General features: G+C 67.6%; 26 protein-coding genes. 22 read left to right on the top strand and 4 right to left on the bottom strand.

The annotated features are described in order from the left end of the window. Positions 1-11 precede the first annotated feature (11 nt). The 14 genes from bamA to ACXRVZ_RS00405 all read left to right on the top strand — a co-directional run bounded on the left by bamA (position 12) and on the right by ACXRVZ_RS00405 (position 14,197). Positions 12-2,369, top strand: a complete 2,358-nt coding sequence (gene bamA / locus ACXRVZ_RS00470; protein WP_457421526.1) for an outer membrane protein assembly factor BamA — start codon at positions 12-14, stop codon at positions 2,367-2,369. Further along, entirely contained in the window at positions 2,369-2,878 is a 510-nt protein-coding gene (locus ACXRVZ_RS00465) for an OmpH family outer membrane protein (RefSeq protein WP_457421528.1), read from the top strand. The genes bamA and ACXRVZ_RS00465 overlap by 1 nt, the downstream gene beginning before the upstream one ends. A gap of 12 nt (positions 2,879-2,890) precedes the next feature. Next, positions 2,891-3,934: a UDP-3-O-(3-hydroxymyristoyl)glucosamine N-acyltransferase gene (gene lpxD / locus ACXRVZ_RS00460; protein ID WP_457421530.1), complete on the top strand. Its 1,044-nt coding sequence runs from the start codon at positions 2,891-2,893 to the stop codon at positions 3,932-3,934. Next, positions 3,931-4,395: a 3-hydroxyacyl-ACP dehydratase FabZ gene (gene fabZ / locus ACXRVZ_RS00455; protein ID WP_457421532.1), complete on the top strand. Its 465-nt coding sequence runs from the start codon at positions 3,931-3,933 to the stop codon at positions 4,393-4,395. The genes lpxD and fabZ overlap by 4 nt, the downstream gene beginning before the upstream one ends. Positions 4,396-4,399: 4 nt before the next feature. Further along, the gene (gene lpxA / locus ACXRVZ_RS00450; RefSeq protein WP_457421534.1) at positions 4,400-5,188 is read left to right on the top strand and encodes an acyl-ACP--UDP-N-acetylglucosamine O-acyltransferase; all 789 of its coding nucleotides are present in this window, start codon (positions 4,400-4,402) and stop codon (positions 5,186-5,188) included. A gap of 3 nt (positions 5,189-5,191) precedes the next feature. Then, a complete protein-coding gene (lpxB, locus tag ACXRVZ_RS00445; protein ID WP_457421536.1) occupies positions 5,192-6,316 on the top strand; it encodes a lipid-A-disaccharide synthase in 1,125 nt (374 codons plus the stop codon). Beyond that, on the top strand, positions 6,288-6,932 hold the full coding sequence (gene rnhB / locus ACXRVZ_RS00440; RefSeq protein WP_457421538.1) for a ribonuclease HII: 645 nt from the start codon (positions 6,288-6,290) through the stop codon (positions 6,930-6,932). The genes lpxB and rnhB overlap by 29 nt, the downstream gene beginning before the upstream one ends. Continuing rightward, positions 6,929-7,699 (top strand): TrmH family RNA methyltransferase, encoded by a 771-nt coding sequence (locus tag ACXRVZ_RS00435; RefSeq protein WP_457421540.1) that lies wholly within the window; start codon positions 6,929-6,931, stop codon positions 7,697-7,699. Before rnhB ends, ACXRVZ_RS00435 begins: the two co-directional genes overlap by 4 nt. Positions 7,700-7,765: 66 nt before the next feature. After that, positions 7,766-7,939: a hemin uptake protein HemP gene (gene hemP, locus ACXRVZ_RS00430; protein WP_457421542.1), complete on the top strand. Its 174-nt coding sequence runs from the start codon at positions 7,766-7,768 to the stop codon at positions 7,937-7,939. Positions 7,940-8,004: 65 nt separating this feature from the next. Next, positions 8,005-9,186, top strand: a complete 1,182-nt coding sequence (locus ACXRVZ_RS00425) for a DUF2325 domain-containing protein (RefSeq protein WP_457421544.1) — start codon at positions 8,005-8,007, stop codon at positions 9,184-9,186. Between the two features lie 74 nt (positions 9,187-9,260). Then, the gene (gene glgC, locus ACXRVZ_RS00420) at positions 9,261-10,520 is read left to right on the top strand and encodes a glucose-1-phosphate adenylyltransferase (RefSeq protein WP_457421546.1); all 1,260 of its coding nucleotides are present in this window, start codon (positions 9,261-9,263) and stop codon (positions 10,518-10,520) included. Beyond that, positions 10,517-11,977, top strand: a complete 1,461-nt coding sequence (glgA, locus tag ACXRVZ_RS00415) for a glycogen synthase GlgA (RefSeq protein WP_457421548.1) — start codon at positions 10,517-10,519, stop codon at positions 11,975-11,977. The genes glgC and glgA overlap by 4 nt, the downstream gene beginning before the upstream one ends. A gap of 39 nt (positions 11,978-12,016) precedes the next feature. Next, positions 12,017-12,580 carry a hypothetical protein gene (locus ACXRVZ_RS00410; protein WP_457421550.1) on the top strand — a complete coding sequence of 188 codons (564 nt, stop codon included), beginning with the start codon at positions 12,017-12,019 and terminating at the stop codon, positions 12,578-12,580. A gap of 99 nt (positions 12,581-12,679) precedes the next feature. Beyond that, the gene (locus ACXRVZ_RS00405; RefSeq protein ID WP_457421552.1) at positions 12,680-14,197 is read left to right on the top strand and encodes a S1/P1 nuclease; all 1,518 of its coding nucleotides are present in this window, start codon (positions 12,680-12,682) and stop codon (positions 14,195-14,197) included. Position 14,198: 1 nt separating this feature from the next. Here the strand turns inward: ACXRVZ_RS00405 and ACXRVZ_RS00400 are convergent, their stop codons facing one another. From ACXRVZ_RS00400 to ACXRVZ_RS00390, 3 genes are read right to left on the bottom strand one after another with little or no spacing between them, the layout of a single operon-like run. Then, a complete protein-coding gene (locus tag ACXRVZ_RS00400; RefSeq protein ID WP_457421554.1) occupies positions 14,199-15,083 on the bottom strand; it encodes an EamA family transporter in 885 nt (294 codons plus the stop codon). After that, positions 15,083-15,904 carry a posphoenolpyruvate synthetase regulatory kinase/phosphorylase PpsR gene (gene ppsR, locus ACXRVZ_RS00395; RefSeq protein WP_457421556.1) on the bottom strand — a complete coding sequence of 274 codons (822 nt, stop codon included), beginning with the start codon at positions 15,902-15,904 and terminating at the stop codon, positions 15,083-15,085. The genes ACXRVZ_RS00400 and ppsR overlap by 1 nt, the downstream gene beginning before the upstream one ends. 49 nt (positions 15,905-15,953) lie before the next feature. After that, complete coding sequence (locus ACXRVZ_RS00390) at positions 15,954-17,243, bottom strand: HD-GYP domain-containing protein (protein ID WP_457421558.1); 1,290 nt, start codon at positions 17,241-17,243, stop codon at positions 15,954-15,956. Between the two features lie 210 nt (positions 17,244-17,453). Here ACXRVZ_RS00390 and ppsA point away from each other — a divergent pair, with 210 nt between their 5' ends. From ppsA to dnaB, 7 genes are all read left to right on the top strand, one after another. Beyond that, complete coding sequence (gene ppsA / locus ACXRVZ_RS00385; protein WP_457421560.1) at positions 17,454-19,850, top strand: phosphoenolpyruvate synthase; 2,397 nt, start codon at positions 17,454-17,456, stop codon at positions 19,848-19,850. Positions 19,851-19,914: 64 nt separating this feature from the next. Beyond that, on the top strand, positions 19,915-21,975 hold the full coding sequence (locus tag ACXRVZ_RS00380) for a VC_2705 family sodium/solute symporter (protein WP_457421562.1): 2,061 nt from the start codon (positions 19,915-19,917) through the stop codon (positions 21,973-21,975). 267 nt (positions 21,976-22,242) lie between these two features. After that, positions 22,243-22,608, top strand: a complete 366-nt coding sequence (gene rpsF / locus ACXRVZ_RS00375; protein WP_457421564.1) for a 30S ribosomal protein S6 — start codon at positions 22,243-22,245, stop codon at positions 22,606-22,608. 51 nt (positions 22,609-22,659) lie between these two features. Next, positions 22,660-22,971, top strand: coding sequence for a primosomal replication protein N (gene priB / locus ACXRVZ_RS00370; RefSeq protein WP_457421566.1), 312 nt, complete (start codon positions 22,660-22,662; stop codon positions 22,969-22,971). A gap of 28 nt (positions 22,972-22,999) precedes the next feature. After that, on the top strand, positions 23,000-23,290 hold the full coding sequence (rpsR, locus tag ACXRVZ_RS00365; protein ID WP_348011635.1) for a 30S ribosomal protein S18: 291 nt from the start codon (positions 23,000-23,002) through the stop codon (positions 23,288-23,290). 12 nt (positions 23,291-23,302) lie between these two features. Continuing rightward, positions 23,303-23,755, top strand: coding sequence for a 50S ribosomal protein L9 (gene rplI / locus ACXRVZ_RS00360; protein ID WP_457421568.1), 453 nt, complete (start codon positions 23,303-23,305; stop codon positions 23,753-23,755). 146 nt (positions 23,756-23,901) lie between these two features. Beyond that, positions 23,902-25,323 carry a replicative DNA helicase gene (gene dnaB, locus ACXRVZ_RS00355; protein WP_457421570.1) on the top strand — a complete coding sequence of 474 codons (1,422 nt, stop codon included), beginning with the start codon at positions 23,902-23,904 and terminating at the stop codon, positions 25,321-25,323. On the opposite strand, the gene ACXRVZ_RS00350 is transcribed toward dnaB, so the two are convergent. Continuing rightward, a complete protein-coding gene (locus ACXRVZ_RS00350; RefSeq protein ID WP_457421572.1) occupies positions 25,324-25,710 on the bottom strand; it encodes a response regulator in 387 nt (128 codons plus the stop codon). A 148-nt stretch (positions 25,711-25,858) separates the two neighbouring features. Here ACXRVZ_RS00350 and ACXRVZ_RS00345 point away from each other — a divergent pair, with 148 nt between their 5' ends. After that, a complete protein-coding gene (locus ACXRVZ_RS00345) occupies positions 25,859-26,983 on the top strand; it encodes a PA0069 family radical SAM protein (protein ID WP_457421574.1) in 1,125 nt (374 codons plus the stop codon). Positions 26,984-26,997 lie beyond the last annotated feature (14 nt).

Below are 26,997 nucleotides of genomic sequence, written 5' to 3'. Positions count from 1 at the left end.
CCCGTTCCCCCATGTCCTTTCCTTTCAGTTCGGGAGCGTCACGTCGCCCCTTCCGCCTCGGCTTGCTGGCTCTGGCTGTCACGGGGATGTTCCAGTCAGGCCTGGCCTGGGCCGTCGACCCCTTCGTGCTGCGGGACATCCGCGTCGAAGGCCTGCAACGCACCGACCCGGGCACCGTCTTCGCGTCGCTGCCCTTCCGCATCGGCGACACCTACAACGATGAAAAGGGCGCTGCCGCGCTGCGCGCGCTGTTCGCCACGGGCCTGTTCAAGGACGTGCGCATCAGCATCGACGGCACCGCCGTCGTCGTCATCATCGACGAGCGCCCCATCATCGCCAACGTCAACTTCGTCGGACTGAAGGAGTTCGACACCGAGGCTCTCAGCAAGTCGCTGAAGGACGTCGGCATCGGCGAGGGCAAGCCCTTCGACCGTGCTCTCGCCGACCGCGCCGAGCAGGAACTCAAGCGTCAGTACCTGACCCGCAGCCTCTACGGCGCCGAGGTCACGACGACGATCACGCCTATCGAGCGCAACCGCGTCAACGTCAGCTTCAACGTGACCGAAGGCGAACCGGCCAAGATCGCCGAGATCCGCATCCTCGGCAGCAAGGTCTTCTCCGAGAGCACGCTGCTCGGCCTGCTGGAGCAGACGACCAGCGGCTGGCTGACCTGGTACACCAAGACCGACCGCTACTCGCGCGCCAAGCTGAACGCGGACCTGGAAACCATCCGCAGCCACTACCTGAACCGCGGCTACCTCGAGTTCGCCGTCACCTCCACGCAGGTGACCATCTCGCCGGACAAGCAGAGCATCAGCGTCGCCGTCACGGTCAGCGAAGGCCAGCCCTACACGGTCACCGGCGTCAAGCTCGAAGGCGATTTCCTCGGCCGCGAGGAAGACTTCAAGCACCTCATCTTCCTGAAGCCCGGCCAGGCTTACCAGGGCGAGGCGGTGGCGCAGACGACGCGTGCCTTCAGCGACCTGTACGGCACCTACGGCTACGCCTTCGCGCGGGCCGACAGCAAGCCCGAGATCAACCGCGAGACCGGCCAGGTCGTCGTGACCTTCATCGGTGAGCCGCAGCGCCGTGTCTATGTGCGCAAGGTCATCATTTCCGGCAACTCGCGTACCCGCGACGAGGTCATCCGCCGCGAGTTCCGCCAGTTCGAGGCGGCCTGGTACGACGGCCAGAAGATCAAGGCCTCGCGTGATCGCGTCGAGCGCCTGGGCTACTTCAAGGACAAGGAAGTCAGCATCGACACGCAGGAGGTGCCGGGTGCGCAAGACCAGGTCGACGTCATCCTGACCGTCGTCGAGCGCCCCACCGGTGCCATCACCGTCGGCGCCGGCTACTCCAGCCAGACCAAGCTGTCCTTCACCGGCTCGATTCGCCAGGACAACGTCTTCGGCTCGGGCAACTACCTCGGCATCGACGTGGCGACCGCCCGCACGGGCCGCCAGCTGCAGGTCAGCACCGTGGACCCGTACTTCACGGTCGACGGCGTGTCGCGCGCGCTGGACGTGTTCTACCGCACCACCAAGCCCATCAACACGCTGGGTGAGGAGTACGAGTACGTCACCAAGGGCGGTGCGGTCCGCTTCGGCGTGCCGTTCTCCGAGCTGGACACGGTGTTCTTCGGCATCGGCTACGAGCAGACCGACATCACAACCTCGCGCGGCCTGCCCAACAGCTATCTGCTGTTCGTCAACCAGTTCGGCCAGCGCAGCAACGCCATCCCGCTGACCATCGGCTGGCAGCGCGACAGCCGCGACAGCGTCATCACGCCGCAGAAGGGCCGCTACACGCGCGCCAACTTCGAACTCAGTCCGGTAGGCGATGCCCGCTTCGCCCGCCTGAACCTGCAGTACCAGGAATACTTCGAGATCACGAACAAGATCACGCTGGGCATCAACAGCGAGCTGGGTTGGGGCGAGGGCCTCAGCGGCCGGCCTTACCCGGTGTTCAAGAACTTCTACGGCGGCGGCCTGGGCTCGGTGCGCGTCTTCGAGGCTGGCTCGCTCGGCCCGGTCGACACCACCGGCTCCTACAGCGGCGGCAATCGGCGCTTCAACCTGAACGCCGAGCTCTACCTGCCGGTGCCTGGTAGCGGCAATGACAAGAGCTTCCGCATTTTCGGGTTCGTCGACATGGGCGGCGTCTGGAGCCCCGAGGCCAAACTGAACTGGAAGACATTGAGCGCCGATGAAGAGCATGGCGGCAAGGACATGCTGCGCATGTCCGCAGGTATCGGCCTGAGCTGGATATCGCCGATGGGGCCCCTTCGCCTGAGCTACGGCAAGCCGATTCGCAAATCGGGCAAGGATAGAATCGAGAAATTCCAATTCCAGATCGGGACTGCATTCTGATGATGAGCAAGCTCTTGCAATCGGTGGCCCTGGCCGCTTCGATGATGGTGGCCGCCTCGGCCGTGCAAGCCCAGGAACTGAAGATCGGCTACGTCAACAGCGAACGAGTGCTGCGCGAAGCCAACCTGGCCAAGACGGCGCAGATCAAGCTGGAGACGGAATTCGGAAAGCGCGAGAAGGACCTGCGCGACCTGGAAACCAAACTGCGCGGTGCTGCGGAGAAACTCGAGAAGGACGCGCCCACGCTGTCCGAAGCCGAGCGTGGCCGCCGCCAGCGCGACGTGGTCGAGCAGGAACGCGACCTGCAGCGCAAGCGCCGCGAATGGCAGGAAGACCTGACCCAGCGCAAGAACGAAGAGCTGTCGGTCGTCGTCGAGCGCGCCAACAAGGTCATCAAGCAGATCTTCGAGGCCGACAAGTACGACCTCATCCTGCAGGACGCGATCCACTTCAGCGCCCGCGTGGACATCACCAAGAAGGTGATCGACGCGCTGAACGCGCAGAAGTAAGTCGCCTCGCCCATGAGCCCGACGCAGAGCACTGCGGATGTGGCGCTCAGCGAACTGATCGCCGCCTTGGGCGGCGATTTGCTTGGGGGCTCCGACATCCGCATTACCGGCATTGCGCCGTTGGATGAGGCCGATGTGCACAGCATCAGCTTCCTCGCCAACCCGCGCTACCAGGCCCAGCTCGGCACGACGCAAGCGGCCTGCGTCATCGTTGCGCCGGCACTGGCCGAGGTGGCTGCCGCCCGCGGCGCGGCCATCGTCACGCCCGACCCTTATCTCTACTTCGCCCGGCTGACGCAGTGGTGGGCGGTGCGCACGCGTCCGGCGCGCCAGGCAGGCGTGCATGCGAGCGCCGTCGTGTCGCCTGATGCCCGGCTGGGCCAGGGCGTCGAGGTTGGCCCGCTGGCTGTCATCGAGGCCGGTGCCGTCATCAAGGACCGCGCCCGCATCGGCGCGCACTGCGTCATCGAGCGCGATGCCGTCATCGGCGAGAACACCCGCCTCGCTCCGCGCGTCGTGCTCGGCTACGGCTGCCGCATCGGCGCGCGCGGCATCGTGCACAGCGGCGTGGTCATAGGCGCAGATGGCTTCGGCTTTGCGCCGTCCAAGGCCGGCTACGTGAAGATCGAGCAGCTCGGTGCCGTGGTCATCGGCGACGACGTCGAGATCGGCGCCAACACCTGCATCGACCGCGGCGCCCTGAGCGACACGGTCATCGAGGACGGCGTCAAGCTCGACAACCTGATCCAGATCGCCCACAACGTTCACATCGGCCGGAACACCGCGATGGCCGGTTGCGGGGCCATCGCGGGCTCGACGACGGTCGGCGCTAACTGCACCATCGGAGGGGCGGTCAACATCATCGGCCACCTGAACATCGTGGACGGCGTGCACATCACCGCATGCACATTGGTGACTCGGGACATCACTCAGCCCGGCGCCTACAGCGGCGCCTATCCCTTCGAAGAGAATTCGAGCTGGCAGAAGAACGCGGCCACGCTGCGCCAGCTCCACACCCTGCGCGACCGCGTGCGTGCGCTGGAGAAGAACAAATGACTGAACCGATCACGATGGACATCCACGAAATCCTCAAACGCCTGCCGCACCGCTACCCCATCCTGCTAGTGGACCGCGTTCTCGAGGTGGTCAAGGGCGAGCGCATCCGAGCGATCAAGAACGTCTCGATCAATGAGCCTTTCTTCCTCGGCCACTTCCCGCACCGCCCGGTGATGCCTGGCGTACTTGTGCTCGAAGCCATGGCCCAGGCCGCGACGCTGCTGGCGCTGGCCAGCACGGACACGGTGCTGGACGAGAACTCGGTCGTGTACTTTGCCGGCATCGACAACGCCCGTTTCAAGCGCCCTATCGAGCCGGGCGACCAACTCATCCTTGAGGTGACGCTGGACCGCGCCAAGGCTGGCGTCTACAAGTTCAGCGGCCGGGCGCTGGTGGGTGAGCAGTTGGCCGCCGAGGCGCAGCTGATGTGCACGATGCGCCGCATCGCAGCTCCAGCCTAAGCGCATGAGCATCCACCCGACGGCAATAGTCGACCCGGCCGCCGAGTTGGACTCGTCGGTCGAGGTCGGCGCCTACTCGCTGATCGGCCCGCATGTGAAGATAGCCGCCGGCACCAAGGTCGGCCCGCATGTCGTCATCGAGGGTCACACGACCATCGGCCGCGACAACACGTTCTTCCAGTTCAGCTCCATCGGCGCGCCGAACCAGGACAAGAAGTACGCCGGCGAGCCGACGACGCTGGTCATCGGCGACCGCAACACCATCCGCGAGTTCTGCACGCTGAATGTCGGCACGGTCCAGGACCGTGGCGAGACGACGGTGGGCAACGACAACTGGATCATGGCCTACTGCCACCTGGCCCACGACGTCGTCATCGGCAACGAATGCGTGCTGGCTAACAACGCCACGCTGGCCGGCCATGTGCGCGTGGGCGATTGGGTCACCGTCGGCGGGCTGACGGGCATCCTGCAGCGTATGCGCATCGGCGATCACGCCATGATCGGCTTCCAGGCCCATGTGGCCCAGGACGTGCCGCCCTTCATGACCGTTGACGGCAATCCGCTGGCGGCGCGCGCCGTCAACATCGTCGGCCTGAAGCGCCGCGACTTCAGCAGCGAACGCATCGGCGTCATCCGCCAGATCTACAAACTGCTCTACCGCAGCGGCCACACGCTGGACGAGGCCAAGGCCGGCATCGCAGCGCTGCGTGGTTCCGACGGCGGCGCAGCGGATGGCGACATCGACCTGATGCTGAACTTCCTCGCCGCGTCGACGCGCGGCATTGTCCGATAACTGATGCAGACCGCGCCCCGCCTCGGCATGGTGGCCGGCGAGGCCAGCGGCGATCTGCTGGCCGGCCTGCTGCTGCAAGGCCTGCGTGCGCGCTGGCCCGGGCTGAGCAGCGAAGGCATAGGCGGGCCGAAGATGATTGCCCAGGGCTTTAAGACCTGGTGGCCGCACAGCAAGCTGTCGATCTTTGGCTACGTCGACGCGTTGCTGAACATCCGCGAGCTGCTGTCCATCCGCAAGCAGCTGGGCACGCGGCTCATTTCGAACCGGCCCGACGTCTTCATTGGCGTCGATGCGCCTGACTTCAACTTCGGCCTGGAGACGCGGCTGCGCGAGGCCGGCATCAAGACGGTCCACTTCGTCTGCCCGTCCGTCTGGGCTTGGCGACCGGAGCGTGTCGAGAAGATCAAGGCAGCGGCCGACCATGTGCTGTGCCTATTCCCCTTCGAACCCGAGATCCTGCACAAGGCCGGCATTGGCGCGACCTATGTGGGCCACCCGCTGGCCGATGCGATCCCGATGGAGCCGCCGCGTGCGGCGTCCCGCGAGGCGCTGGGGCTCCCCGAAGGCGACACCGTCATCGCGCTGCTGCCCGGCAGCCGCAGGAGCGAGATCAACTACATCGCGCCGGCGCTGATCGGCGCGGCGAAGCTGCTGGCCCGGCCCGGCCGGCGCTTCGTCATGCCCGTCGTGCCGGGGCTGCGCGGCCTCATAGAACCGATGCTGGCTGGCGCCGACATCCAGCTCATCGACGGCCAATCCCACGCGGCGCTGGCGGCCTGCGACCTGACACTGGTGGCCAGCGGCACGGCGACGCTGGAGGCGGCTCTGTTCAAGCGCCCCATGGTCATCGCCTACCGCATGAATGCGCTGAACTGGTGGCGCATGAAGGGCCGTGGCCTGCTGCCCTGGGTGGGCCTGCCCAACATCCTGGCGCGCGAGTTCCTGGTGCCCGAGCTGATCCAGCACGCGTGCACGCCCGAGAACCTGGCGCGCGAGGCCGAGGCCCTGCTGGCCGACGCTGCGCGCCGCGCCGCGCTTCATGAGCGCTTTGTCCAACTCCACGAGCTGCTGCGGCAAGACACCGCACAGCGTGCCAGTGATGCCATCGCGACGCTCCTCCACGCCTGAACAGGTGTCCCTGGACTGGACGCCGACCGTCGGCCTCATCGCCGGCGTGGACGAGGCCGGGCGTGGCCCGCTGGCCGGGCCCGTGTTCGCGGCCGCCGTCATCCTGGACGACCTGCAGCCGATCAAAGGGCTGGCCGACTCCAAGGTGCTGACGGCCGCCAAGCGTGCGCGGCTGTTTGATGAGATACGCGCCAAGGCGCTGTGCTGCTGCATCGCACAGGCCTCGACCGAGGAGATCGACCGCATCAACATCCTGCAGGCCACCATGCTGGCCATGCAGCGCGCGGTGACGGGCCTGCGGCTCAAGCCGGCCCTCGTGCGTGTCGACGGCAACCGCCTGCCCGTGCTGCCCATGGCGGCCGAGGCCATCGTCAAGGGCGACGCCACCGTACAGGCCATCTCGGCGGCCAGCATCCTCGCCAAGGTGGCGCGCGACCTGTTCTGCGAGCAGATGCACGAGAGCCATCCGCAGTACGGTTTTGCCACGCACAAGGGCTATGGCACGCCGGAGCACCTGGCGGCGCTGAAGGCACACGGCGCCAGCCCCTGGCACCGCCGCAGCTTTGCGCCGGTGCGTGAGGTCTGCATCGACGTGACAACGAACCCGCTCGCATGAAGCTCGACCACATCACCTCGCGTGACAACCCGGCCCTGGTGCGGCTGCGCAAGCTGACGCTGGACGCCGGCGGCTACCGCAAGACCGGCAGTGTCTGGATCGAGGGCGACCATCTGCTGCGCGCGGCGCTGCAGCGCGGTTGGGTGCCCGCACTCGTCGTGCTGACCGAAGGCGCGATGCAGGACCACGCGCTGGCCGCACTGGCCGAGCATGCGCCGCGCGCGCTGGTCGTGCCCACGGCGCTGTTCAAGGGCCTGAGCGGCCTGGAGTCGCCCGCGCAGATCGGCGCGGAGCTGACCTTGCCCGTTGCGCCCCAGATCGATGCCAACGCCGCCAGCGTCGTGCTGGACCGCCTGCAGGATGCCGGCAACGTGGGCGCCATCCTGCGTAGCGCTGCTGCCTTCGGCGTGCGCCAGGTGCTGGCGCTCAAGGGCACGGCGGCGCTGTGGTCGCCCAAGGTCTTGCGCGCAGGGCAGGGGGCGCACTTCGGTCTGCGCCTTGTGGAAGGTCTGGCGGCAGATGACCTTGCCGCGCTAACCGTGCCGCTGGTCGCGACCAGCTCCCACACCGAGCACGTGCTGCATCGCGTGGCCTTGCCCAGCCCTTGCGCCTGGGTCATGGGCCATGAAGGGCAGGGCGTGTCGCCCGCGCTGATGGCCCGCTGCGCGCTGACCGTGGGCATCCCGCAGCCGGGCGGCGAGGAGTCGCTGAACGTGGCGGCGGCGGCGGCGATCTGCCTGTACGAGAGCGAGCGACAGCGGGGCTGACCCCATCGGCCCCGGCCGTGCAAGGCCATGCTTGTAATCGAGAATGATTCTCATTACAGTGGCCACATGCTTGATCGATCCCGGCCGTCCCAGGCCCTGTCGCCCCCCGCGCCCACGCCGGTCCGCCGTGTGGACAGCGCCACGCTGCTCGGCCCCCAGGGCGAGGTCTTCATCGTCCACCAGCAGCAGGTCTACCGCCTGCGTGTCACGTCCCTGGGCAAGCTGATCCTAACCAAGTAGGTCCCTTCCCCGCTCCCGCGCCAGCCAGCCGCCGCCCGCCCGCGCCTCCCTCTCGGAGATCTCGAATGGCTGAAGCCTGTTGCGCCGTCCACGCCGCGCCGCCCCCGCTCATCGCCGGCTCGCGCCGCCGCCGTCTCTGGGAGCTGGGCAGCCATGCGCATTGCCCGGTCGTCGGTGTCTGCCTGCCGCTGGAGCGCGTGCGCGTGCTCGCTCGGAAGCTGTTGGTGCTGCAGGGCGATGAGGATGACTACACGCTTCACTGCAGCCTCGTCACCGCCAGCGCCCGCCGCAACGCCCTGGCCGAGGCGCTGCAGAAGGACCTGGAGCAACGTTTCGCCCTCGACGTGCGCGCTGCCGCGCGGGCCAAGTGCCGCGAGTCGCTGATGACCTGGTGGCGCAACCGCGCCGCCCAGGGCGAGATTGCCGGCGCGCTGTGGGCCACGCTCACGCACGCGCGCTGCGACGAGTGGCTGGAGATGCGCGTGCTGGGCCAGGTGCACATGCTGCAGCACCAGGTGGGCGCCGCGCAGCGCGTGGACTTGGCTGCCCACCGCGAGCTGTCCATTGAGCACCAGGCACTGGCGCGCGACTACGCCGAGGTGCAGCAGCGCGTGACGGCCTGGAGCCGGGAGCGCGCCCGCGAGCAGCAGGCCTGGGAGCAGGAGCGCATGCAGCTGCGCGCCGCGCAGATCGGCCTGCAGACCCAACTGGCGCAGGCGCAGGAGCAGCTCCAGCAATGGCAAGCAGCGCGGCCGGACCTGCCCGAGCGCGAGGCCTTGCGCGAGCGTCTGGCCGACCAGCTAGAGCGCAACCAGGCGCTGCAGCGCGACGTGAACCGCCTGAGCGCGCGTGTGGCTGTGGTGGCCGAGGCCGTCGAGCCCGCGCCCATCGCTGAGGAGATTGCGGCCGAGCCGGTCAGCCTGGTGCACCGCGTCATCCTCTGCGTGGGCGGGCGCGGCGGCAGCGTGCCGCAGTACCGCCAGGCGGTGGAGGGCTGCGGCGGGCAGTTCCTGCATCACGACGGCGGCAGCGAGCACAAGCCGGCGCAGCTGGAACCGCAACTCGCCGCGGCCGACCTCGTCATCTGCCAGACCGGCTGCATCAGCCACGACGCCTACTGGCGCGTGAAAGACCACTGCAAGCGCCATGGCAAGCGCTGTGTGTTCGTCGAAACGCCCAGCCGCAGTGCCTTCGAACGCGCGCTCGCACAGGCGGCTGCAGACGAAGGCGCGGAAACAACGCCCTGAGGAGAAGCCCGCAGCGAGGTGGCACATTTGGCGGTGCAAACTGCAAGCGTTTGCAGTTCAGTGGAGATCGATCCATGGCCCCCGTTGCCTCGCCCCATCAGCTCGCGCGCCGCGCCATCGCCCTCGTCCTGGCCGGCGGTCGAGGCTCCCGCCTCAAGCAGCTCACCGATTCGCGCGCCAAGCCGGCGGTCTACTTCGGTGGCAAGTTCCGCATCATCGACTTTGCGTTGAGCAACTGCGTCAACAGCGGCATCCGCCGCATCGGCGTCGTCACCCAGTACAAGAGCCACTCGCTGCTGCGCCACATCCAGCGCGGCTGGAGCTTCCTGCGCGCCGAGCTGAACGAGACCGTCGACCTGATGCCCGCCCAGCAGCGCGTGGACGAAGAGAGCTGGTACCGCGGCACCGCCGACGCCGTCTACCAGAACCTCGACATCATCCAGAGCACCGAGGCCGACTACATCGTCGTGCTGGCGGGCGACCACATCTACAAGATGGACTACTCCAGCATGCTGGCCGACCACGCCGCTACCGGCGCCGGCTGCACGGTCGGCTGCATCGAGGTGCCCAAGGCGGAGGCCAGCGCCTTCGGCGTCATGGCCGTGGACGGCGACCGCCGCATCACCGCCTTCCAGGAAAAGCCCGCCAACCCGCCCACCATCCCCGGCCGCGACAGTGTCTGCCTGGCCAGCATGGGCATCTACATCTTCAACGCCGACTACCTCTACCGCTTGCTGGCGGAGGACCTGGCCGATCCGAATTCCAGCCACGACTTCGGCAAGGACGTGATCCCCAAGATCGTGGCCGAAGACCGCGCCGTGGCCCACCCCTTCAGCATGAGCTGCATCGGCAACCCCAACGGCGCCGCGCCCTACTGGCGCGACGTCGGCACGCTGGACGCCTTCTGGTCCGCCAACCTCGACCTGGCCTCCATCAGCCCAGAGCTCGACATCTACGACACCGACTGGCCCATTTGGACCTACCAGCGCCAGCTGCCGCCCGCCAAGTTCATCCCCGACCACAACGGCATGCACGGCATGACCGTCAACGCCATCGTCAGCGCCGGCTGCATCGTCTCGGGCTCGCACGTCGTGTCAACGGTGCTGTTCAACAACGTGCGCATCCGCTCCTTCTGCAACGTGCACCAGAGCGTGCTGCTGCCCGGCGTCAGCCTGGGCCGCCACTGCCGCCTCACCAAGGTCATCGTCGACCGCGCCTGCGAGATCCCCGACGGCCTCGTCGTCGGTGAAGACGCGGCACTGGACGCCGCCCGCTTCGAGCGCACGGAGAACGGCGTCGTGCTCATCACCAAGCAGATGCTGGCCAGGTTGTGACGCGTGTTCTCCAGGTCAGCGCGGAGCTCTTTCCGCTGCTGAAGACCGGCGGCCTGGCCGACGTGGCCGGCGCGCTGCCCGCAGCATTGGCAGCAGCCGGCGCCGAGCCCCGCCTGCTCCTGCCCGGCTTTCCCGCCATTCGCGACGCGTTGAACCACGAATGCGCCGTCGCCCCCGTCGCGCTGCCATGGAGCGAGGGCAGGGCGGCGCTGCTGCGCGGCCGGTTGCCGGGCTTCGATGTGCCGGTCTACGTTCTGGACGCCCCCGGCCTCTTCGACCGACCCGGCAGCCCCTATGCAGATGCAGCGGGCGTGGCCTACGCCGACAACCACCGCCGCTTCGCGCTGCTTGGGCTGGCCGCCGCCCGACTGGCCGAGGGCGTGGACCCGACCTGGCGGCCTGAGATCGTCCATGCCCACGACTGGCACGCCGGCCTGGCCTGCGCCCATGTGAGCGCCAGCCGCTCGCGCCGCCGCACCGAGGCGCGAACGGTCTTCACCGTCCACAACCTCGCCTACCAGGGCCTGTTCCCTGCCGACAAGTTCAACGAGTTGGGACTGCGGCCGACGCACTACGCCGTCGATGGGCTGGAGTTCTATGGCCAGGTCAGCTTCATGAAGGCCGGCCTGTACTTCGCCGACGCGATCACGACGGTCAGCCCCAGCTACGCCCGCGAGATCCAGACGCTTGAGCAAGGCTGCGGCCTGGACGGCCTGCTGCGCCATCGTTCAGGCGTGCTGCACGGCATCCTGAACGGCGTGGACTACGACGTGTGGTCACCCGAGCAGGACGACGCCATCGCCGCCCGCTACAGCGCCAATGACGCCGCCGGCAAGGCCGCCTGCAAAGCCGCGTTGCAGCGCGAATGCGGCCTGGCCGTGAAGCCCGACGCGCCGCTCTTCGGCATCGTCAGTCGCCTGACCGAGCAGAAGGGCCTGCCGCTGGTGCTGGAGGCCTTGAGCTACCTGATCGACGCCGGTGGCCAGCTCGTCATCCTCGGCAGCGGCGACGCCCGGCTGGACGCCGCATTCGGCGACGCCGCCGCCAAACACCCCAGCCAGATCGCCCGCCGCACCGGCATGGACGAAGGCCTGGCCCACCGCATCTACGCCGGCAGCGACGTGGTGCTGGTGCCCAGTCGCTTCGAGCCCTGCGGCCTGACCCAGCTCTACGGCCTCAGCTACGGCGCGCTGCCCCTGGTCCACCGCGTCGGTGGCCTGGGCGACACGGTTGTCGACACGACGCTGGAAGACCTCGCCGCCGGTACCGCGACCGGCTTCGTCTTCAACGCCTTCACCGCCGACGCCTACCGCCGCGCGCTGCGCCGCGCCTTCGCGCTGTGGAGCCGGCCGGAATATTGGGCGCGTGTCCGCACATCGGCGATGCGGCAGCGCTTCGGCTGGGACGCTGCGGTAGGGCGGTATCTGGACGTCTACCGCGCGTTGCTCGGGGGCTGAGGAGGACGAATGGGAATCAGGCAATGCGCAGCGCTTTGCTTGTCGACGCTGTTGCTGGCGTCGGCACACAGCGCCTCCTGGCAGCAGCGCGAGGAGGAATTGGCCGACGCGAAGAGGAAGGTGACGGACCTCTACACCGAGGTGATCGCCCGCCGTCCAATCGGCATCCCCTGGGGTGAAGACATGAAGGTGTTCTCGCCCTATCTCAGCAAGGCATTGCATGGCCGGCTGAAACTTGGGCTGAGCTGCGGCAAGGATTGGTATCGCCAGTACCCCCGCCGCGATCTGAAGCCTCTGTTCGCATGGCTGGAGCTGGACATCTTTTCGGGTGATTCCGAGAAGGCGGCGCCGCGCGAGTTCGACATCGACAGCGTCACGCCGATGGGCAAAGGTGTGACTCGAGTCGTGCTGCGCCTGCGCACGGGAGAGCCCGGATACCCTGTCGAGACGTGGCTTGTGGCGGCAACGATGGTGTTGGAAAACGGGCGGCCAGTGCTGGATGACGTGATCTACCAACCGGACATATATGGCAACGATGACCGCTTGTCGAGAGCCCTGTCGGCGGGATGCCGGGGCGGGCGCTGGGTTGGCCGTTCGCGGTAACCGCCGCGCCGTCGAGCTGCGCGGCTGAGCACACTTCTTTGCGCGGTCGCCGGCGCGGGCGGTGGACACTCGCTGGTCTTGCTGCCGCCTAGACCGACCATGCGCGCCTTCACTCTTCCAACGCTTCGCCGGCTCGCCGCCATCGCCGCGCTGGCCTTCGCGCCCGCCCTGTGCCACGCCTGGGGGCAAGAGGGCCATTCCATCGTGGCCGAGATCGCGCAGCGCCGGCTCACGCCCGCTGCGGCCGCCGGTGTCGCCAAGCTGCAGGCCGGCGCCAGCCTGGCCTCGGTCGCCAGCTGGGCCGACGACGTGCGCGGCGAGCGCAAGGGCGACTTCAACTTGCACTTCGTCGACATCCCGCGCGGCGTGCACGAGTACGACGAGAAGGCCCACTGCGAACCATCGGAGAAGGGTGACTGCGTCGTGAAGGCGCTGCAACGCGCCCAACAGGCCCTGCGCTGCGGGCCGACCGAACAGGCCCGGCGCGAGGCGCTGCGCTACGTCGTTCACTTCGTCGGCGACCTGCATCAGCCCCTGCATGCCACGGGCGATCTGGAGGGCGGCAACGGCTTCAAGGTGCACGGCAGCCTGCACGGCCAGACCTGCAAGGGCGCCTGCGCGCTGGAGAGCGGCAATCTGCACTCGTTGTGGGACTCCGGGCTGATCCGCCGCACGGTCTGGGACTGGGGTGCCTATGTCGACCGCCTGGAGAAGACGCTGCTGGCGACGCAGGACTTCGACCTGAAGAGCGGTGGCGACCAGCCTGCGGACTGGGCCATCCAGTCGCATGCCGTCGGTGAACTGATCTGGAACTACCAGCTCATCCCGGTGGACGGCACCATCGACGACGCCTACTACGCGGCCGTGCTGCCGGTGCTGGATCAGCAACTGGCGCTGGGCGGCGTGCGCCTGGCCCGCCTGCTCAACGAGACCTTCGCGGCGGGCTCATGCAGCGCCCCCGCGGCCTCCACGCCGTGGCCCAGCGCGGAGAAAGGCTTGCAGCCGACCACCAACCTGGGCGAGCTGAAGGCCCAGTTCAAGGCCTACCGCGACGGTGGCTACGCGCGCGACCAGGCCGAGGTGGACGAGGCTGCGACGGCGTGGGTGCTGTCGCGCGCCAAGCAGGTGCCCAAGCCGGCGCTGGTGCTGGACATCGACGAGACCTCGCTGGACAACTGGGGCCAGATGGCCCAGAACGATTTCGGCTACATCGTCAACGGCGACTGCACGACGGCGGCCGGCACGGCCTGCGGTGCGCTCGCCTGGGACGCTCAGGGCCGCGCGCCGGCAATCGCTGCGACGCTGAAGCTCTACAAGGCCGCACGCGGCGCCGGCGTGGCCGTGTTCTTCATCACCGGCCGCAAGGAGGCCGAGCGCGCCGCCACGGAGGCCAACCTGCGCGTGGCGGGCTACGACGGCTGGGCCCAGGTCGTGCTGCGCCCGGACGGTTCGCACAGCGCCTATTCCGCCGCGAGCTTCAAGGCTGGTGAGCGCGCCCGCATCGTCATGCAGGGCTACCAGATCCTCGCCACCGTGGGCGACCAGCCCAGCGACCTAGCCGGTGGCTACGCCGAGAAGGCCTTCCTGTTGCCGAACCCGTTCTACCGGATTCCCTGAGTCAGACCGCCAGCGCGATGACGCCTGCGCCGATCAACGCGGCACCGGCAATGCGCCAGCCCTTTTCCCTTTCGCCCAGCAACTGCCCACCCAGCAGCGCCGCGAACAGCATCGACACCTCGCGCGCCGGCGCCACGCGCGACAGCGGCGCATCGCGCACGGCCAGCAGCACCAGCACGTAGGCCAGCGGGCTGATGGTGGCGACGGCCAGCACGCCCTTCCAGGTGCGCCGCATCTCGGCCTTGAAGCTGTGCCGGTTGCGCAGCACGACGGGCAGCTGCATCGGCACGCGCAGCACGTTGCCGCAGTAGTCCAGCAGCAGCGGCGACACGGCCAGGATCTTGACCGCGTAGCCGTCCAGCACCGTGTAGCCGGCGATCAGCGCGCCGGTGGCCACGCCCCAGTACACGCCACTGCGGCGGCGCAGGGCGGCGGTGACCTCGGGGTCCACGCCCCGGCCGAGCAGGCGCGGGCCCATCGTGATGAGCAGGATGCCGCCCACCACGCCGGCCAGCCCCAGCACGCCGAGTGCGCCCAAGTGCTCGTCCAGCAGCAACACGGCCGCAGTGGCGGACAGCAGCGGCCCGGTGCCGCGCGCAACCGGATAGACGACGGTGAGGTCGCTGGCCCGGTAGCCGGCAATCAGGCAGTTGAAGTACAGCAGGTGGACGACGGCGCTGGCGACGACGAAGCCCCAGGCCAGCGCCGACCAGTGCGGCAGCTCGCCCAGGCCTATCCACAGCACCGCCGGTAGCCAGAACAGCACGACGCCGACGGCGCAGGCGAACACGAAATGCGGCCCACCGCCCCATTTCTTGGCGGCCAGGTTCCAGAGCGCGTGGAGGAGGGCGGCGACGAGGACGAGCGCGAGTGCCGAGGCTGGCATCAGTACATCAGCCGATCCGGCCGGATGTCGCGCAGGATGGTCGTCGCGATCTCTTCGATGGACTTGTGCGTGGACGACAGCCAGGAGATGCCGTCGCGCTTCATCATGGCCTCGGCCTCGTTGACCTCGTAGCGGCAGTTCAGCACGTCGGCGTACTTGCTGCCGGGGCGGCGCTCGTTGCGGATGGAGGACAGGCGCTCCGGGTCGATGGTCAGACCGAAGCATTTGCGCCGATGCGGCACCAGCGACGGCGGCAGCTTGCGGCGTTCGAAGTCCTCGGGGATCAGCGGGTAGTTGGCGGCCTTGATGCCGTGCTGCATGGCCAGGTAGAGCGACGTCGGCGTCTTGCCCGAGCGCGACACGCCGACGAGGATGACGTCGGCCACGTCGAGGTTCTTGCTGCTCTGGCCGTCGTCGTGGGCCAGCGAGAAGTTGATGGCCTCGATGCGGTCGTGGTACTCCTGGCTCTGCGCAACGTCGGAGAAGCGGCCCACGCGGTGGTTGCTCTTGATGCCGAACTCTTCCTCCAGCGGCTCGATGAAGGTGCCGAACATGTCCATCACGCGGCCCTGGCAATACTCGCGCACGATCTTCAGCACGTCACGGTCCACGAGGGTGGCGAAGACGATGGGGGTCTGGCCCTCGCGCACAGCCGTTTCGTTGATCTCGGCGACGACGGCATGGGCCTTCTCGGCCGAATCGACGAAGGGCCGGCGCACATGGCGGGCCTTGATCGTGAACTGCGCCAGGATGGAGTTGCCGAAGGTTTCGGCGGTGATGCCGGTGCCGTCAGAGACGAAGTAGACGGTTCTGGCGATCATGGTGACGGCTCGCGGAGTTCAACAGCGAGACCATGATGCCACGCCCGATTCAGGCCTCTCCCTTGATGCGGTCCATCAGCTCGCGCATGACGGCCACCTCGGCGGGAGGCAGCAGGCCGGCACGCAGCATGGACTCGCGCTCCAGCTCACGCAGCCGCCATTCCAGCTCGGCCACGACGGTTATCAGCTCGGTCTGCAACTCAGCGTCGCGCTGCTCGGACAGCACGGCCACAAGATCGTCGGGCGCGTGCGCGTCCAGGCCGGTGCTGGAGAAGGCGGTCTGGATGCGCAACAGCCGTTTCAGGGCGGCCTCCAGCACGGCACGCAGCGCAGGCCGGGCGGCTTTGATGCGCTCGTCCAGCCAGAGTCGGGCGTCGGTGAAGCGCCGCAGCACGGCGGCGATGCGCACGACGCGCGGGATGGCCTCCTGGACGGCATCCGGCTCCGAGCGCGGCACCGACTGCGGCAGTGAGGCCGCTGCTGTGGCGATCGCCCCGGTCAGCTCGCGGCTGAACTCGCCGGGGATGAGCTTGGTGGCGACGCTGGCGCGCGTCATCGGCGTGAGACCGGTCTCGATGAGGCCCATCAGCCACTCGGCGGCGGCCAGGATCTGGCCCGTTAACGGCAGCGCCTTGCCCTGCACGCCGCGCGGGTAGCCAAAGCCGTCCAGCCGCTCGTGGTGGTGCAGCACGGCCTGGGCGATGGCCTTGCCGGCGCCGACCATGCCGCGCAGCACGCGCTCGCCCACCAAGGGGTGCGAGGCCACATGGCGCCATTCCGCCGGGCCGAAGGGCGTGCCGCCGCGGATCAGGTTCGGGTCGATGTAGAGCTCGCCGATGTCGTGCACCAGCCCGGCCAGGCCCAGCATGCGGTGCTGCTCGGTCTCGCCCGGCAGCATGCGTCGCGCCAGCGCCAGGGCCAGCATGGCCACGCCCACCGTGTGCTTGAGCCGGTCGCCCTGGTGCTCGGCGTAGACGGTCAGCAGCGACTGCATCGGCCCGCTGAGCTTGAGCGTGGCCAGCGTCGTCGGCGCGCTGGGGTAGAGGTCGTGGGCGCAGAGGGCCTTGAGCAGCGGGTGCTGGGCCAGCAGCGCCTCGCCGATCGGCCCGAGGCTCTCGGGCATGACCCCGTCGACGACCTGGATACAGTTTTCGAGGGGCTTCTGCAGCTTGTGCATAAGCAGGCGGTCGCGCACCTTGGCGTTGATCTGGGCACCCTTGGCGAGCAGCTTGATGCCGTTGTGACTGAGGATGTCCTCGCTGGCTTCGACGGGTTTGGTCTCGGACGTGTGGATCACGTGTTCGAGGTAGTGCGGGTTGACTTCGGGATTTGCAGGCACGCGGTCATTGTGCACAGGGCCTGTGAGTTACACGCCGGTACGGACCGCCTAGAATCCGCCGCTATTCCTCGCGATCAGCCCCATGCGCGCCGCCACCCTCCAAGAAGAATCCAGAAATGGGTGGAGCGGCGCCTGCCTTGAGCATCTCTGCTCGGCGCCGGGCCAGGACGACGCGACGACACCGGTTTTTCAACCTCCCGGAGTTTCCCCATGTCCACCCTGTTCGAGGCGACCGCCCTGGTCGTACCGTTTGAGAATCTGAGGATGACCGATGTCGAGGCAGTTGGCGGCAAGAACGCCAGCCTCGGCGAAATGATCTCGCAGCTCGCCGCCAGCGGCGTGCGCGTCCCCGGAGGGTTCGCCACCACGGCGCACGCCTTCCGGCAGTTCCTCAGGCACGAGGGGCTCGACGCGCGCATCGCGGCGCGGTTGAGCACGCTCAACACCGACGACGTCCGTGCGCTGGCCGAGGTCGGTGCCGAGATCCGCGGCTGGATCGAGAACCAGCCCTTCCCGGCCGACCTGGAAGCCGGCGTGCGCTCGTCGTTCGCGCAGCTCACCGCCGACAACCCAGGCGTGTCCTTCGCCGTGCGCTCGTCCGCCACCGCCGAGGACCTCCCCGACGCCTCTTTCGCCGGCCAGCAGGAAACCTTCCTGAACGTCGTCGGCATCGACGAGGTGCTGCACAAGATGCGCGAGGTGTTCGCGTCGCTCTACAACGACCGCGCCATCAGTTACCGCGTGCACAAGGGCTTCGCCCACAACGACGTGGCGCTGTCCGCCGGCGTGCAGCGCATGGTGCGCAGCGACCTCGGCTCGGCCGGCGTCATGTTCACCATCGACACCGAGAGCGGCTTCCAGGAAGTCGTCTTCATCACGTCCAGCTACGGCCTGGGCGAGACGGTGGTGCAGGGTGCCGTGAACCCGGACGAGTTCTACGTCCACAAGCCCGCGCTGAAGGCCGGCAAGCTGGCCATCATCCGCCGCAACCTGGGCTCCAAGCTGCTGCGCATGGAGTTCGCGTCGCCTGAAGAGAAGGCCGCGTCCGGCAAGCTGGTCAGGACGGTGGACACCGCCGTTGAAGCCCGCAACCGCTACTCGCTGAACGACGCCGAGGTCACCGAGCTGGCCCAGTACGCGCTGATCATCGAGAAGCACTACGGCCGCGCGATGGACATCGAGTGGGGCCGTGACGGCGTGGACAACAAGATCTACATCCTGCAGGCCCGCCCGGAGACGGTGAAGAGCCAGTCCGCCGGCCAGGTCGAGCTGGCCTACAAGCTCAAGGCCCACAGCGCCGTGCTGGCCGAGGGCCGCGCCATCGGCCAGAAGATCGGCACGGGCCCCGTGCGGCTGGTGGAGAGCGTGGCCGAGATGGACCGCGTGCAGCCGGGCGACGTGCTGGTCACGGACATGACAGACCCGAACTGGGAGCCGGTCATGAAGCGCGCCTCGGCCATCGTCACCAACCGCGGCGGCCGCACCTGCCACGCGGCCATCATTGCGCGCGAGCTGGGCATCCCGGCCGTGGTCGGCTGTGGCGACGCGACCGATCTGCTGAAGGACGGCCAGCTCGTCACGGTCGCCTGCTCCGAGGGCGACACCGGCTACATCTACGACGGCCTGCTGGAGACCGAGATCAGCGAGGTGCATCGCGGCGAACTGCCGTACTGCCCCATCAAGATCATGATGAACGTGGGCAACCCGCAACTGGCCTTCAACTTCGCGCAGATGCCCTCGGGCGGCGTGGGCCTGGCGCGGCTCGAGTTCATCATCAACAACAACATCGGCGTCCACCCCAAGGCCATCCTGGACTATCCGAACATCGACGCCGACCTGAAGAAGGCCGTCGAGTCTGTCGCCCGTGGCCACGCCTCGCCGCGTGCTTTCTACGTCGACAAGCTGGCCGAAGGCATCGCCACCATCGCGGCTGCCTTCTTCCCGCGCCCGGTCATCGTTCGCCTCTCGGACTTCAAGAGCAACGAGTACCGCAAGCTCATCGGCGGCAGCCGCTACGAGCCGGACGAAGAGAACCCCATGCTGGGTTTCCGCGGTGCGTCTCGCTACATCAGCGGCGAGTTCCAGGACGCCTTTGCGATGGAATGCGAGGCCCTCAAGCGCGTGCGCAAGGACATGGGCCTGGACAACATCGAGATCATGGTGCCCTTCGTGCGCACCGTGAAGCAGGCCGCGCGCGTGGTTGAAATGCTGGCCGAGCGCGGCCTCAAGCGCGGTGTTGACGGCCTGCGCATCATCATGATGTGCGAAGTGCCGAGCAACGCCATCCTGGCCGAGCAGTTCCTGGAGCACTTCGACGGCATGAGCATCGGCTCCAACGACCTGACGCAGCTGACGCTGGGCCTGGACCGCGACTCGGGCCTGGAGCAACTGGCCGGCGACTTCGACGAACGCGACCCGGCCGTCAAGGCCATGATCTCGCGCGCCATCCGTGCCTGCCGCGCCACCGGCAAGTACATCGGCATTTGCGGCCAGGGCCCCAGCGACCACCCGGACTTCGCCGACTGGCTGGCCGAGGAAGGCATCGTGTCGATCTCGCTGAACCCCGACACGGTCATCGAGACCTGGCAGCGCCTGGCCGCCAAGTAAGCCTTCGGCACTGAAGATCGGCCCGGGTTCTCCTCAGGGGAGCCCGGGCTTTTTGTTGCCGATGATGCGGGCCGTGTCCGCCCGCCATCTTCATCGCCGCTACGTCATCTTCGCGCTGAGCTTCATCGCGCTGGTGGTCGGCCTCGGCCTGGCCGAACAGCGCGGCCTGCCCAAGGCCTGGATCGGCTACACCTTCCTCGGGGCGACGGTGCTGGTCTACGCCGTCATCGGCATCCTCTGCCGCACGACCGACCCGGCCGAATACTTCGTCGCCGGCCGCCGCGTGCCGCCGATGTACAACGGCATGGCGGCCGGTGCGGACTGGATGAGTGCGGCCACCTTCATCGGCCTGGCCGGCACGCTCTACGCCAGCGGCTACGCGGGCCTGGCCTATGTGCTGGGCTGGAGCGGCGGCTTCGTGCTGGTGGCGTTGTGCATCGCGCCCTATCTGCGCCGCTTCGGGCAATACACGATCGGCGACTTCCTCGCCGAGCGCTTCCAGAGCCGCACGCTGCGCCTGGTCGGCGCGTCGGCGGCCATCCTGGTGTCCTTCGTCTACTTGGTCGCGCAGATCTACGGCGTCGGCCTCATCACGACGCGGCTGACCGGCCTGGGCTTCGAGGTCGGCGTCTTCGTCGGCCTGGGCGGCGTGCTGGTCTGCTCGTTCCTCGGCGGCATGCGCGCCGTCACGTGGACGCAGGTGGCGCAGTACCTCATCATGATCCTGGCCTACCTGGTGCCGGTCATCTGGCTGAGCGTGAAGCAGACTGGCTGGCCGCTGCCGCAGCTCGTCTATGGCCAGCAGCTGCATCAGCTTGCCGAGCGCGAGCGCGAGCTGATCCGCGATCCGGCCGAGCTGCAAGTGCGCGCCATCCACCAGCGGCGCGCCGACGCCACTGCCGAGCGCCTGGCCGATGTCCCCAAGGCGCTCGCTGACGAGCAGGCGAGGGCGGCCGCCAGCGTGTCGGCCCTGAAGGCCAGCGACGCGCCCCTGGCCCGCATCCAGGCCGCCGAGAAGCAGCGCGCCGCATTACCGGCCACGCCGGCCGAAGCCGAGGAGCGCTGGCGACGCGAGCTCGTCAGCGAGACCCAGTACGCCCAGCCGCTGTCGGGGCTGGCGCCGCATATGCAGCCCTTTGCCGGCAACCCCGACGGAAGCCCCAGCGAGCGCGATCAGGCCAGCGCCGGCCGGCGCAACTTCATCGCCCTCGTGCTCTGCCTGATGGTCGGCACGGCCGGCCTGCCGCATCTGCTGACGCGCTACTACACGACCACCTCGGTCGCGACGGCGCGCCAGTCGGTGGCCTGGTCGCTGGTCTTCATCTGCCTGCTCTACCTGACCGCGCCGGCCCTGGCCGTGATGGTCAAGACCGAGGTGTTCAACAGCCTGGTCGGCACGAGCTTCGACCAGTTGCCGGCCTGGATACGCCAGTGGCAGCGCGTCGACCCGGCCCTGCTATCGGCCGTAGACCTGAACGGCGACGGCCGGCTGCAACTGGGCGAGCTGCGCCTGCACCCCGACCTCGTCATGCTCGTGATGCCCGAGCTGGGCGGGCTGCCCTATGTCATCTCGGGCATGGTGGCGGCTGGCGGCTTGGCGGCGGCGCTGTCCACGGCCGACGGCCTGCTGCTGGCCATCTCCAGTGCGCTGTCGCACGACCTCTACTACAAGGCCATCAACCCCGAGGCCTCGCGCACACGGCGGGTGACGCTGTCCAAGGCGCTGCTGCTGGCGGCGGCGCTGGCGGCGGCGGCGGTGGCGTCCAGCCGGCCGGCAGACATCCTGGCCGTCGTCACGGCGGCCTTCTCCATCGCCGGGTCGACCTTCTTCCCGGCGCTTGTCGCCGGCGTCTTCTGGCGACGTGCCAACCGCGCCGGTGCTCTGGCCGGCATGCTGACCGGCCTGATCGTCTGCCTGGTCTATCTGTTCATTGCCCACCCGTCGCTGCGGGCACTGATCGGCCTGCCCGGGCCGGCGACGCTGGTCTGGGGCATCCATCCCGCCTCGGCCGGCCTATTCGGCGTGCCGGCCGGTGCGCTGGCCCTGGTATTGGTCAGCCTTTTGACCGCTGCACCCACGCAGCGCGACCGCGAGTTTGTCGACGCGCTGCGCAGCAGACCCTGAAGCCCCTCGTCCACGGAGTACCTTGGCCGTTCCCCCGAGGGGAAGGCGATGCTTGCCGGTTTGATCGGCAATCACATCGCCAAAGGCGGGCCGGCTTGGGAGCGGCCCGGCGCTCGGCCCGCAAAAGGCCGATTAGGCCATTCGCCCCTTCCGGGCTAGAATCCTTGGTTCCCCCTTGCCGTAACCACGCGTCGACGCCGTGGCGCGGCTTCCTCAGCCGGGAGTTCACTTTCGAACACGCCTGGCTGGAACCCACAAGGAGTACACATGCGTCACTATGAAATCGTTCTGCTGATCCATCCGGATCAAAGCGAACAAGTTCCGGCCATGCTGGAGCGCTACAAGGGCCTGATCACCACCGGTGGTGGTGTCGTGCACCGGGTCGAAGATTGGGGCCGCCGTCAGCTGGCCTACCAGATCCAGAAGCTCGCCAAGGCCCATTACCTGTGCCTGAACATCGAAGTCAGCAAGGAAATCCTGGCTGAGCTCGAGACCGGCTTCCGCTTCAACGACGCCGTGCTGCGCCACCTCACCGTGGTCCAGGACAAGGCCGTCACGACCCCCTCGGTCATGATGAAGGCCGTCGAGCGCGAAGAAGCCCGCAAGGCGCCGCAACAGCAAGAAGCGGCCTGAGCTGACGCTCATCGCTAAAGAACCAGGTTTTTCGAGCAGCGTGCCAACGGCGTGAACCAACTTCACCTGAAGGCGCAGATCCAGCAACTCGGACAAGTTCGCTACACACCCGCCGGGCTGATGGCCCTGGACGCAAGCCTCAAGGCCGAGTCCGAAGTCATCGAAGCCGGCAAGCCGCGCAAGGTCTCCCTGGAGATCAAAGCGGTCGCGGTGGGCGAATTGGCCAAGCAGTTGCAGGCGTTGGGAGTCGGTGGTGTCGCGGTGTTCCGTGGCTTCCTGACCCACCAGCGCAACGGTCGGGGCTTCATCGCCCATGTCACCGTGATCGAACCCGCTGCTCCACAAGAACCCGGAAATCATTGAATCCGGATAGATTTAACAGAGGTCCTCTATGCCCCCGCCACGTGGTAAAGGTCGCTTCTCCAAAGACAAGAAGCCCAAGCGCAACCAACAATCGTTGCTGTTCCGTCGTAAGCGTTTCTGCCGCTTCACCGTCGCCGGTGTCGAAAAGATCGACTACAAGGACATCGACACGCTGCGCGATTTCGTCTCCGAAAACGGCAAGATCACGCCCGCTCGCCTGACCGGCACGCGCGCTTTCTTCCAGCGTCAGCTGACGGTGTCCATCAAGCGCGCGCGCTTCCTGGCCTTCCTGCCGTACAGCGACCAGCACAAGGTCTAAGGAGCTGACGACATGCAAGTGATCCTGCTCGAAAAAGTGTCCAACCTCGGCAACCTCGGCGACGTCGTCAAGGTCAAGGACGGTTACGCCCGCAACTTCCTGATCCCGACCAAGGCCGCACGCCGTGCGACCGAAGCCGCGATCAAGGAATTCGCAGTCAAGCGCGCCGAACTGGAAAAGATCGCCGCTGCAAAGCTGGCGGAAGCCCAGAAGCTCGGCGAGAAGCTGGCTGGCAGCACCGTTCGCATCGCCCAGAAGGCTGGCGTTGACGGCCGTCTGTTCGGTTCGGTGACCAATGCCGACATCGCCGAGGCGCTGACGAAGGCCGGCACGGCCATCGCCAAGTCGCAAGTGCGCCTGCCGAACGGCCCGCTGAAGAACGTGGGCGAGTTCTCGGTTGGCGTGGCTGCGCACACCGACGTGGTCGTCGAGATCAACGTCCAGGTCGTGGCCGCGGTCGAGTAATCGCCCTAATGGTGAAGTAGCCCAACAGGGCTACAACCTAACGAAGGCCGAAACCTCAGGGTTTCGGCCTTCTGTCTTTCCGGATCGAGTTTTCCCGCCCGATCCACCGCCTGCTCCCAGTTCGTCCACAGCTTTATCCACAAGCGATGTCAGCGATCTTCCCGACCTCTTCCTCCGCACCCCATGACGACGAAGTCGCACGACTGCGCGTGCCGCCGCACTCGGTCGAGGCCGAGTACAGCGTGCTTGGTGGCCTGCTGATCGACAACTCCGCCTGGGACCGCGCGGGCGATCTGCTGACCGACAGCGATTTCTACCGCTTCGAGCACAAGCACATCTTTGCCGCCATCGGCAAGCTCATCAACGCGGGCAAGCCGGCGGACGTCGTCACGGTCTTCGACGAGCTGACTTCGGTCGGCCGCGCCGAGGAGTGCGGCGGCCTGTCGTACTTGAACTCGATCGCGCAAAGCGTGCCCAGTGCCGCCAATCTGCGTCGTTATGCGGAGATCGTCCGGGAGCGCGCCATCCTGCGCAAGCTGGTGGCCACCAGCGACGAGATTGCCACCGCCGCGATGAACCCGCAGGGCCGCGCGGTCACGCAGATCCTTGATGAGGCCGAGGGCAAGATCTTCCGCATTGGCGAGGAAGGCTCGCGCAACCGCCAGGGCTTCCAAAGCATGGACAACCTGGTGGTGGCGCTGATCGACCGCGTCAACGAGCTGGCCGAGAGCGGCGCCCAGGACGTGACCGGTGTGCGCACCGGCTTCTATGACCTGGACAAGCAGACGGCCGGCCTGCAACCCGGCGACCTCATCGTGCTGGCCGCGCGCCCGTCCATGGGCAAGACGGCGTTCGCCGTCAACATCGCCGAGAACGTGGCCATCAACGAGGGCCTGCCCGTCGTCATCTACTCGATGGAAATGGGCGCTGCCCAGCTGGCCTTGCGGATGGTGGGTTCTATCGGCCGCATCGACCAGAGCCATCTGCGCACCGGCAAGCTGGCGGATGACGAATGGGGGCGGCTCTCCGAAGCGGTCGACAAGCTCGGCAAAGCCAGCATCTTCATCGACGAGAGCCCGGGCCTGAGCCCGTCCGAGGTGCGTGCCCGCGCGCGGCGCCAGGCGCGCATCTGCGGCCAGCTTGGCCTGATCGTCGTCGACTACCTGCAGCTGATGAGCGGCAACGGCGGCGCCAGCGAGGAGAACCGCGCGACGGTGATCGGCGAGATCTCGCGCGGCCTGAAGGCGCTGGCCAAGGAGCTGAAGTGCCCCGTCATCGCGCTGTCGCAGCTGAACCGCTCGGTGGAGCAGCGGCCCGACAAGCGGCCCATGATGTCCGACCTGCGCGAGTCCGGCGCCATCGAGCAGGATGCCGACATCATCATGTTCATCTACCGCGACGAGTACTACACCAAGGAAGAGTGCAAGGAACCCGGCGTGGCGGAGATCATCATCGCCAAGCAGCGTAACGGCCCGGTGGGCACGGTGAAGCTGATGTTCCAGCGCATGCACACCAAGTTCGAAAACCTCGCGCCTGGCTATGTCGGCGTCGAGCGGGACGAGTACTGATCAGGCGCTGGGGCGGTGCTGCGTGAGCAGCGCATCCAGCTGGCTGAAGTTGATAGGCTTCATCAGATGGGCGTCGAAGGCGTCCAGTTCGACGCTCTTGAGCGCGCCGGTGACGGCGATGACGACGATCTTGCTGCCGAAGCGCCTGCGCAGCTCCGCCGCGAGCGCGTGGCCGTCCACCCCAGGCATGAAGATGTCGATCAAGGCGACGTCGGGCGTGAACGTCTCTGCCAGCCTGAGGGCCCCTTCGCCGCATGTGGCGTACTGGACCCTGCGGCCTTCGAGCTGAAGGCAGAACGCCAGGGACTCTGCCGATTCCTGGTCATCGTCGACGACGAGCAGCTTGAGTTCGGGGTGGGCCGCCTGGGTCATGACTCGACTGTCCACCGAACCTTCATCGGTTAGCCTGCTGATAACTACCTAGCAGCCGCCATGAAATGGGGTCAGGAAAAAACCGGTTGTCGACGACTGCACCGGTCGTCAGGGCCTCAAAAAATGAGCTGGATCACAGCGAAATACTGTATATATTTACAGTATGTCGCCCGCACCGATCCGCATTGCCGCCGCTCAGCCGGGACTCGTGCCCGTGGACTCCATCAAGGGCCGCGGCACGGCGACAGCCATGCCGCATCGCTTCGAGCAGCGCGAGCGCGAGCAGTACGACGACGGCTGGGGATCGCTGGACCAGGACGCCGCCGAGGAGCATCTGCCGGTCGCCACCCAGGTCATCGAGGAACACGCCAAGAAGATCGTCACCAGCAACCAGTCGCCGGACATCTCCTTCGACTACTCCATCAACCCCTACCGCGGCTGCGAACATGGCTGCGTCTACTGTTTTGCCCGGCCCACGCACAGCTACCTGAACATGTCGCCGGGCCTGGACTTCGAGACCCGCATCGTCGCCAAGGTCAACGCGGCGGAGCGCCTGCGCGAGACGCTGGCTTCGCCGCGCTACGAGCCGCGCTCGCTGGTGCTGGGCACGGCCACGGACGCCTACCAGCCTGTCGAGCGCAGGCTGGGCATCACGCGGCGCATCGTCGAGGTGCTCGCCGAGTGCAGCCATCCGTTCTCGGTCGTCACCAAGAGCAGCGGCATCGAGCGCGACCTGGACCTCATCGCGCCGATGGCGGCGCAGGGCCTGGTGTCGGTCTACCTGTCCATCACCACGCTGGACAACGATCTCGCCCGCATCCTGGAGCCGCGTGCCGCCGCACCGGCACGGCGGCTGCGCACGATTCAGGCGCTGGCCGAGGCTGGCGTGCCGGTCGGCGTCAGCGTGTCGCCCATCATTCCCTTCATCAACGAGCCGGAGCTGGAGCGCATCCTGGAGGCCGCCGTGGCGGCCGGTGCGAGCAGCGCCTTCAGCATCCCGGTGCGCCTGCCCTGGGAGGTGAACCCGTTGTTCCAGGACTGGCTGCAACGCCACTTCCCCGACCGTGCCGAGCGCGTGATGGCGCGCATCCGCGACATGCGTGGTGGCAAGGACAACGACGCGCGCTTCGGTACGCGCTTCAGTGGCGAGGGCATCTGGGCCGACCTGCTGCGCGCGCGGTTGCGGCGGATGGTCACCAAGCTGGGGCTGCGCACCGAGCGGCGGCCGGTGCAACTGGCGCTGTTCAAACGGCCGCGCAAGGCGTCGGCGCAGGGCGACCTTTTCTAGCCAGTTGGGGACAG

It is taken from the genome of Roseateles sp. P5_E8 (genome assembly GCF_054177665.1).
This window is presented reverse-complemented; position numbering and strand designations above follow the sequence as displayed.

What these genes read in the sequence shown, in the direction of transcription:
- lpxD (WP_457421530.1), top strand. Translation starts at nt 2,891, where the DNA reads ATGAGCCCGACGCAGAGCACTGCGGATGTGGCGCTCAGCGAACTGATC.
- ACXRVZ_RS00425 (WP_457421544.1), top strand. Translation starts at nt 8,005, where the DNA reads ATGGCTGAAGCCTGTTGCGCCGTCCACGCCGCGCCGCCCCCGCTCATC.
- dnaB (WP_457421570.1), top strand. Translation starts at nt 23,902, where the DNA reads ATGTCAGCGATCTTCCCGACCTCTTCCTCCGCACCCCATGACGACGAA.
- lpxB (WP_457421536.1), top strand. Translation starts at nt 5,192, where the DNA reads ATGCAGACCGCGCCCCGCCTCGGCATGGTGGCCGGCGAGGCCAGCGGC.
- ppsR (WP_457421556.1), bottom strand. Translation starts at nt 15,904, where the DNA reads ATGATCGCCAGAACCGTCTACTTCGTCTCTGACGGCACCGGCATCACC.
- ACXRVZ_RS00465 (WP_457421528.1), top strand. Translation starts at nt 2,369, where the DNA reads ATGATGAGCAAGCTCTTGCAATCGGTGGCCCTGGCCGCTTCGATGATG.
- rpsR (WP_348011635.1), top strand. Translation starts at nt 23,000, where the DNA reads ATGCCCCCGCCACGTGGTAAAGGTCGCTTCTCCAAAGACAAGAAGCCC.
- lpxA (WP_457421534.1), top strand. Translation starts at nt 4,400, where the DNA reads ATGAGCATCCACCCGACGGCAATAGTCGACCCGGCCGCCGAGTTGGAC.
- fabZ (WP_457421532.1), top strand. Translation starts at nt 3,931, where the DNA reads ATGACTGAACCGATCACGATGGACATCCACGAAATCCTCAAACGCCTG.
- hemP (WP_457421542.1), top strand. Translation starts at nt 7,766, where the DNA reads ATGCTTGATCGATCCCGGCCGTCCCAGGCCCTGTCGCCCCCCGCGCCC.
- ACXRVZ_RS00405 (WP_457421552.1), top strand. Translation starts at nt 12,680, where the DNA reads ATGCGCGCCTTCACTCTTCCAACGCTTCGCCGGCTCGCCGCCATCGCC.
- rnhB (WP_457421538.1), top strand. Translation starts at nt 6,288, where the DNA reads ATGCCATCGCGACGCTCCTCCACGCCTGAACAGGTGTCCCTGGACTGG.
- glgC (WP_457421546.1), top strand. Translation starts at nt 9,261, where the DNA reads ATGGCCCCCGTTGCCTCGCCCCATCAGCTCGCGCGCCGCGCCATCGCC.
- ppsA (WP_457421560.1), top strand. Translation starts at nt 17,454, where the DNA reads ATGTCCACCCTGTTCGAGGCGACCGCCCTGGTCGTACCGTTTGAGAAT.
- rpsF (WP_457421564.1), top strand. Translation starts at nt 22,243, where the DNA reads ATGCGTCACTATGAAATCGTTCTGCTGATCCATCCGGATCAAAGCGAA.
- ACXRVZ_RS00435 (WP_457421540.1), top strand. Translation starts at nt 6,929, where the DNA reads ATGAAGCTCGACCACATCACCTCGCGTGACAACCCGGCCCTGGTGCGG.
- ACXRVZ_RS00400 (WP_457421554.1), bottom strand. Translation starts at nt 15,083, where the DNA reads ATGCCAGCCTCGGCACTCGCGCTCGTCCTCGTCGCCGCCCTCCTCCAC.
- bamA (WP_457421526.1), top strand. Translation starts at nt 12, where the DNA reads ATGTCCTTTCCTTTCAGTTCGGGAGCGTCACGTCGCCCCTTCCGCCTC.
- rplI (WP_457421568.1), top strand. Translation starts at nt 23,303, where the DNA reads ATGCAAGTGATCCTGCTCGAAAAAGTGTCCAACCTCGGCAACCTCGGC.
- ACXRVZ_RS00380 (WP_457421562.1), top strand. Translation starts at nt 19,915, where the DNA reads ATGCGGGCCGTGTCCGCCCGCCATCTTCATCGCCGCTACGTCATCTTC.
- ACXRVZ_RS00345 (WP_457421574.1), top strand. Translation starts at nt 25,859, where the DNA reads ATGTCGCCCGCACCGATCCGCATTGCCGCCGCTCAGCCGGGACTCGTG.